At 46.5% G+C, this 6,247-nt stretch carries 6 protein-coding genes, 1 other RNA gene and 1 pseudogene; 2 read left to right on the top strand and 6 right to left on the bottom strand.

All coding sequences use genetic code 11. The features are described from left to right. On the top strand, positions 1 to 453 hold a 453-nt coding region (locus BG32_RS10265), incomplete at its 5' end, for a hypothetical protein (RefSeq protein ID WP_121526791.1). On the opposite strand, the gene BG32_RS10260 is transcribed toward BG32_RS10265, so the two are convergent. The 4 genes from BG32_RS10260 to BG32_RS10245 all read right to left on the bottom strand — a co-directional run bounded on the left by BG32_RS10260 (position 436) and on the right by BG32_RS10245 (position 3,264). Beyond that, positions 436 to 939 (bottom strand): flavin reductase family protein, encoded by a 504-nt coding sequence (locus tag BG32_RS10260; RefSeq protein ID WP_006490088.1) that lies wholly within the window; start codon positions 937 to 939, stop codon positions 436 to 438. The genes BG32_RS10265 and BG32_RS10260 overlap by 18 nt on opposite strands. Positions 940 to 983: 44 nt before the next feature. Beyond that, positions 984 to 1,451, bottom strand: a complete 468-nt coding sequence (locus BG32_RS10255; RefSeq protein ID WP_006490087.1) for a peroxiredoxin — start codon at positions 1,449 to 1,451, stop codon at positions 984 to 986. Between the two features lie 81 nt (positions 1,452 to 1,532). Continuing rightward, an RNA gene (gene ffs / locus BG32_RS10250) (signal recognition particle sRNA large type) lies at positions 1,533 to 1,794 on the bottom strand. A 45-nt stretch (positions 1,795 to 1,839) separates the two neighbouring features. Further along, the gene (locus BG32_RS10245) at positions 1,840 to 3,264 is read right to left on the bottom strand and encodes a phosphoribosylaminoimidazolecarboxamide formyltransferase (protein ID WP_006490086.1); all 1,425 of its coding nucleotides are present in this window, start codon (positions 3,262 to 3,264) and stop codon (positions 1,840 to 1,842) included. Positions 3,265 to 3,399: 135 nt separating this feature from the next. Here BG32_RS10245 and glnA point away from each other — a divergent pair. Further along, positions 3,400 to 4,724: pseudogene (gene glnA / locus BG32_RS17145) on the top strand (type I glutamate--ammonia ligase). A gap of 157 nt (positions 4,725 to 4,881) precedes the next feature. Here glnA and BG32_RS17140 read toward each other — a convergent pair. Then, positions 4,882 to 5,106, bottom strand: coding sequence for an FmdB family zinc ribbon protein (locus tag BG32_RS17140; RefSeq protein ID WP_121526790.1), 225 nt, complete (start codon positions 5,104 to 5,106; stop codon positions 4,882 to 4,884). Next, positions 5,103 to 6,247: TldD/PmbA family protein (locus BG32_RS10230; RefSeq protein WP_147434947.1), on the bottom strand; the 1,145-nt coding region annotated here is incomplete at its 5' end. The genes BG32_RS17140 and BG32_RS10230, both read right to left, overlap by 4 nt.

Here is a 6,247-nt window from a genome sequence, read left to right as displayed (position 1 = left end):
GATCGCGGGGCAATAAGCGTTGCATATGCTCGCAGAAAGGAAAAGGCTTACAAATACTTTACGGCCGCAGGTGTCATAGTTGGTTTGCTTTCGATAGTTTTGATAGTCACGGCAAACCAAATGTCGACGAACATTGTGCAAGATGCAGACTCGATTAGGCCTATCTTCATCGCAGGAATAGTGTTCGCGCCTATTTCATTCTTTATCTACGTTTTTGCGTTGATTACTTCACTGAGCGCGGGAATAAGGAATTGGAACCTCGTTCTAGGATTCCTGTCTTCCTTTCAATCCATAGTCTCTCTGATTTTCGCAAGAGATATTCTTCTGCTGGACTCTTCTCTGAAGCTGAGCCTCCAGACTCCCAACTGGTCGTCATACATTCTCTGGTCAATTCTAGTAGCCTCTCTCTTGCTCACATTCTTTGTAGGAGTATTCTCAAGGAAGAGTGTATGAATCTGTAATTTCGCCGAAGATGAGCGAATGATAAGAATTATCGCCATAGAATGTGCTGGCTATACTACCATTCAGAGCCAAAGGCGTCAACGCTTCCTTTGAAACAACGCGACACTCCAGAACTTTGTCAGCCTCATCTACTACGACTATTGAAGGTGACAGCCCCTCTCTAGCAGTCAATCCGGTTTCCTTGAACTTGTCGAAATACTTTCCGCTTCTTGTTCCACAGAAATCCAGAGCCTCCTGCCACTTTGCTGACATGAAATTGACCGAGAATCCGTCGCTGCTTCTGAAAAAATCGTGCGTGAATCTGCTGGGCCTTATCATGGCAATGAAGACAGGTCGATTCCATGTGTAACCCAGGAAACCCCAGCCAACGGTTATCAGGTTCGTTTCAACGCCATCTGTTACTCCGATCAGAACTCTCCCGTCCCTGAGGGTTTCAAGAAGCTCCGTCGAGTGCTCCGGAAAGCTGAATTCTGTCATACTAACCTCCTCTAACAAAGACGGTGGGGGTTATCCCCCCATCGCTAAATCTTCTTAAGATGATTCGAGATTTCTGCGTAATCTGGCTCAACTCTGGGATCGTCTGAAACCCATGTGTAGGAAATCTTTCCGTCTTTATTCACAATAAATACGGCTCTCTTTGAAACAGTGAGACCCCTTACGCCGGCAAAGTCCTGATGCACGCCGCCGTACTTCCCGGATACTTCTCCTCCAATATCTGAGAGAAGCTGAAAGGAAAGGGAATTTTGCTCCTTGAAAGCTTTGTTGGCAAAAGGGCTGTCCATACTTATCCCGAGAATTGTAGCGTTAAGGCTCTCAAAGTTCGCAAGAGAATCTCTGAATGTACATAGTTCCTTTTGACATACACTCGTGAACGCACCGGGGTAGAAAACGAGTACAACTTTCTTTCCTAGATATTCGTTGAGTTTGTATTCCTTAAGATCCGAACCGAATAGTGAGAAGTCTATCGCCTTTTCTCCTTTTAATAACATCCCATGTACCTCCTAAAACCGTCTATTATTGTCATATTAATTCTAACAGATGATTAGGTGCGATACATAGAAGAAGAAACACCATGCATCCTCCATCGACATTCCCGACCTGGCCGTATTTGCCTTCCGGCTCAGACTGAGCAACCCCGCGGCACACGAGAGCGCTCGCTTATGGCTGCTTCCTCCCGGACCTGACCAGGTTCGCAAGTTCCCGTTGCGCAGGACTCAATCCTCAACACCTTTAGACAAACCGACACCAAACCGGCAAAGCCTCAAAAGGCATTCGGCCCCGCGTATGGCGGATTTCGGGTACAGGGAACCGCCAGCTCCCCACCTAGCATGGTGTATATACATTATATATTCTGCTTTCTCAGCTTTCAAGTGATCTCTAGTTGTTCAGTCTGGTGAAGTCTATTCCAAGCACTAGAATGTTTCTGTTCGAATAGGTTCTTTTCGTACCGGGAAGGATTATCTGTCTAACCCCGGAGGCAAGTATTCTTACTATCAGATCGTCGGTCAAATCATTGTCAGAAGCCATTACAGAATCCCTCAAATCATGACTGCCGAAATCGTAACTCTGAAGTTCTTCGTAACTCAAACCGCTCTTGAGAAGAATACTCTCACCGTCTTTGAAAATTGAGAAATTGTTCGCCCTGTTCACGCGTGAACAATAGAGAGCGAGCCTTCCGTCTGTATCAAGGTCATACTTCTTCATCTCGAATGTGAGTTCTCTTACAAAATAGTTCCCGAAGCCCGAATAAGTTTCCTTCGATAGTGTCACCGCTTCATGGGCCGGTACGGTCAGTATCATTATATCTCTCTCTCTTGCAGCGCGTATGGCATCGCGGTCGAAAACGCCTCCAAAAGCCTCTACGCCATTGTCACTCAGTCTCTTCAAAGTATCACCATCGATGGCAAAGGTCGAAGCAAACATCGTATCGGGACCGCCCATGGAAAAATCGTCCGGTACCTTGCCCGCAAAGACTTTTGTGATCTTACCTTTATCTAGGAAAAGCGAAATGTTGTCGCTGTAGTAATAAAGCTCCATGAAAACATTAATGTTTCTCAGCTGAGACTTTTTGAGTCCAATGGCGGGATTACCGATCTGAACCTCATCAAGCAGACCAGGTTCCTTCGTAAGCTTTAGCAAATGAGCCTTCTGAGAGGGGTTGTCCCCGTAAAGCAGCTGCATAACGTGTTCCATGACCGTATAGTCGTATTTCTCGGAAGCAAAAATCTGCGATAACGCCTTATGAATGGAAGAATTGTAAAGCAAGGCAGCGTAGATCGCCTTAAGAGCGTATCTTCTTCTTTTAAGAAGGGGAACATCTCCACAGTCCTCTAAACTGTCAATCACTTCATCATAATCCATGGGATCGGATATGACTACAATGTCCCTGTGGTTCTTGGCGCCCGCCATCAGCAGGGCCGGTCCACTGATATCGATCTCTTTTGAGAGATTAGACTCATCCGGTGATTCCTTTACAGCGGACTCAAAAGGCTTGAGATTCATAACTATCATGTCGAAAGGCAAAATCGAATGTTCTCTCATTTCCTCAATATGGGCAGGAAGATCCTGGATCGCAAGAATTCCACCTATAATCTTTGGGTGGATAGCTTTCAGCCTTCCGTCGAATATCGAAGGAAACCCAGTGTAATCAGCGACCTTTATTGCCTCGACACCATGATCCATAAGGTATTCCGCGGTATGATCAGTGGCGACGATTTCTACACCGTTCGAGACTAGATATCCAGCGATCTTTTCCACTCTTGACTTGTCATGTACGCTGACAAAGGCACGCTTTATGTTCATCGGGCACCTCCATGTGATTAGTTTATCATCAATCAATCCCTGAAAAATTCAACTAATAATTTATAATGTTATCAGTTTGGCGTATACTTTAGTATCTCATGCCCTTGGGTCGGGCAAGGATAGCGGGGGAGTAACATGACTGAAAAAGAATTGATTCAGAAATGCGAATCTGGAGAAATTGGTTTCGTCAGGCTTCAGATAACCGATATAAACGGTATGCTGAAGAATGTGGAAGTTCCTGCAAGAATGCTGCCTACAATTCTGGAAAAGGGTGCAATGTTCGACGGATCCTCAATCGACGGCTTTGTGCGAATCGAGGAGTCCGACATGTACCTACGGCCGGATCTTTCGACTTTCGCCTTCCTTCCCTGGGACAACTGTCAGGGAAAAACTATAAGACTCATCTGTGATGTCTACAAACCTGACGGTACACCATTTGAGGGAGATCCAAGATATGTTTTGAAGAGAGTTATCCAGCGAGCCAAGAGTATGGGGTTTGAGACTTACGCCGGTCCTGAACCAGAATTCTTTATAGTCAAGAGAGACCATGACCGTGGAAAACCGATCGGAGCATTTCTGGATACGGGAAGTTATTTCGACCTCCTTCCAGTTGATGGAGGTGAGGAGGTAAGGAAACAGATCGTGCTTTCTCTTCAGGAAATGGGGTTTGAAGTTGAGGCGGCACATCATGAGGTGGCCCCTTCACAACACGAAATTGATTTCAGATACACTGACATACTGAAAACCGCAGATAACATCCAGACGTTCAAATGGGTTGTGAAGACGATAGCTATAGCCAATGGATTTCATGCAACATTTATGCCGAAGCCTTTTCGGGAGTCAACGGATCGGGGATGCATGTCCATATGAGCCTCTTCTCGGACGGCAACAATGCCTTCTACGATTCCTCAAAAGATCACGGGTTAAGCGAAACCGCTCTGAGTTTCGTCGCGGGAATTATCTCACGCGCAAAAGAGATTACTGCTGTTACGAATCCAACCATAAACAGCTACAAGAGACTTACACCTGGATACGAGGCCCCCGTGAATATCTCTTGGGCGCTGGGAAACAGGAGCGCAATGATCAGAATACCCAGCACAAGGGGAGATGGAACCAGGCTGGAATTCAGGAGCCCCGATCCCACGTGCAATCCTTATCTTGCGCTCGCATTGGCTCTTGCCGCCGGTCTGGACGGTTTAGAGAAGAAGATCGACCCGCCCAATCCAGTCGATGAGAATATTTTCAAAATGAAAGGCTCGAGAAGAAAGGAACTGATGATAGAAAACCTCCCAGGGACTCTAATTAGTGCTCTTGAGTTTACCAGAAACAGCGAATTCGTGAGGTCTACGCTAGGCGAACATATATTTAGCACATTCGTCAGATCAAAAGAGGGCGAATGGAACGAATTCTGCGCTTCGATCACCGACTGGGAGATCCGTAAATATCTGGAACTCTACTGAGAAAAATCTCGCAAATAGGTTGGAAGGATAAAAGCAGTCTAACTTTTCTAAATATCCATTCTAGGACGAACTATCCTGAAGTCAAGTGAATTCATTCGGTCTTATCCACACATAAGTGCCCGGGCAGATTATCCGGGCACTTCCGTATCTGAAAGAATCAGTGTCCGCAGGTTGAGCAACTTCCGCCGGAGCATGAGCCGCAACTGTCAGAACCCGAGGATGATCCGAAACTTGAAATATTAGTTATCTGCTTTGAGAGAATACCTCCGCATTTTTCACAGGGAGGCACCGGAGCGCTCATCCCCAAAAGAAGACTCTCCTCGTGACCACATTCTTTGCAGACAAAACTGTATAAGGGCAAAAGAGTCACCTCCGTTATCATTCAGAAGCCACATCGATTTCATCTATTAAGACCGAAGGAGAACTCACACGATAGATAGATGAAACCGAGTCGCTGCCAACTTCTAAAATGCCACTATAGACCTTCAATATGTTTGAAGATATCGTAAACTGCTCTATGGGATTACTTATCTTCCCGTCCTTCACGAAAAAGCCGCTCGCTCCGAGTGAAAATTCGCCTGAAACCTGATTTGTGCCGGAATGAAGGCCGGTAAGATCAGTGACCAGTATGCCTTCGCCCATACTTTCGAGGAGTTCATCGAAACTTAAGTCTCCCGATCTAACAACAGTGTTCACTGGGGCTATTGAAGGCTTTGACCTGTAAGTACCCCTTACGGAGTTCCCCGTGGACTTCGTACCGTCTTTCGCGGCCGTTCTCAAGTCATACAGGAAAGTCTTTAACTCGCCTTTCTCAACAAGCGCTTTTTTACGCGTCGGCACCCCTTCGTCGTCAAATGGCTTACTGTAAGGACTCTCGGGAAGGAACGGGTCGTCGTACACCGTAAGCTTGCTTGATCCAATTACGGTCCCCATTTTCCCTTTCAAGATGGAAAGGCCCCTCTGAACGTTGTCCGCCGAGTACATTGAGGTGAAAGTTCCGAAAAGCTGCCCGAAGACATCGTTTCTGAAAACAACTCTGTACTTTCCACTCTTCACATTTCTGGCGCCGAGTTGGTCTATGGCTCTTTTTGAAGCCTCTTCAGCGACTCTTTTCACATCCAGCTCTTCAGGCGTTCTGACAAGTGAGAAACTGAAACCCGTCTTCTTGGATTTCTCGTCGCCTGCGAGACTCACTACAACAGCAAATCCACCGTCGCTTTTGTACCGCCTATTCAATCCAAGTGTATTGATTATGGTTACTTCCGACCAGGTATCGGCAGTCCTACATGTCGGAACCATCACGATCCTTTTGTCGTATTCGAGAGCCAGCTTCTCCAGAGACACCACGGTATCGATCTTTTCCTTCACGGTCTTTTTCTGGAAGGCTCCTGAATAACCTTCAAAGTCACGGTACTCACCAGTTCCGTCATGGAAGATATAGACATCCTCTCCGCTCGCTATTGAGCAGTTCTCAAAAGCCTCTTCGACCAGCAATGTCGCCGCCTCTTCGCTTAGAATCTCTG

The organism is Mesotoga sp. HF07.pep.5.2.highcov, assembly GCF_003666285.1.
In the GTDB taxonomy this organism is placed as follows: domain Bacteria; phylum Thermotogota; class Thermotogae; order Petrotogales; family Kosmotogaceae; genus Mesotoga; species Mesotoga prima.
This window is presented reverse-complemented; position numbering and strand designations above follow the sequence as displayed.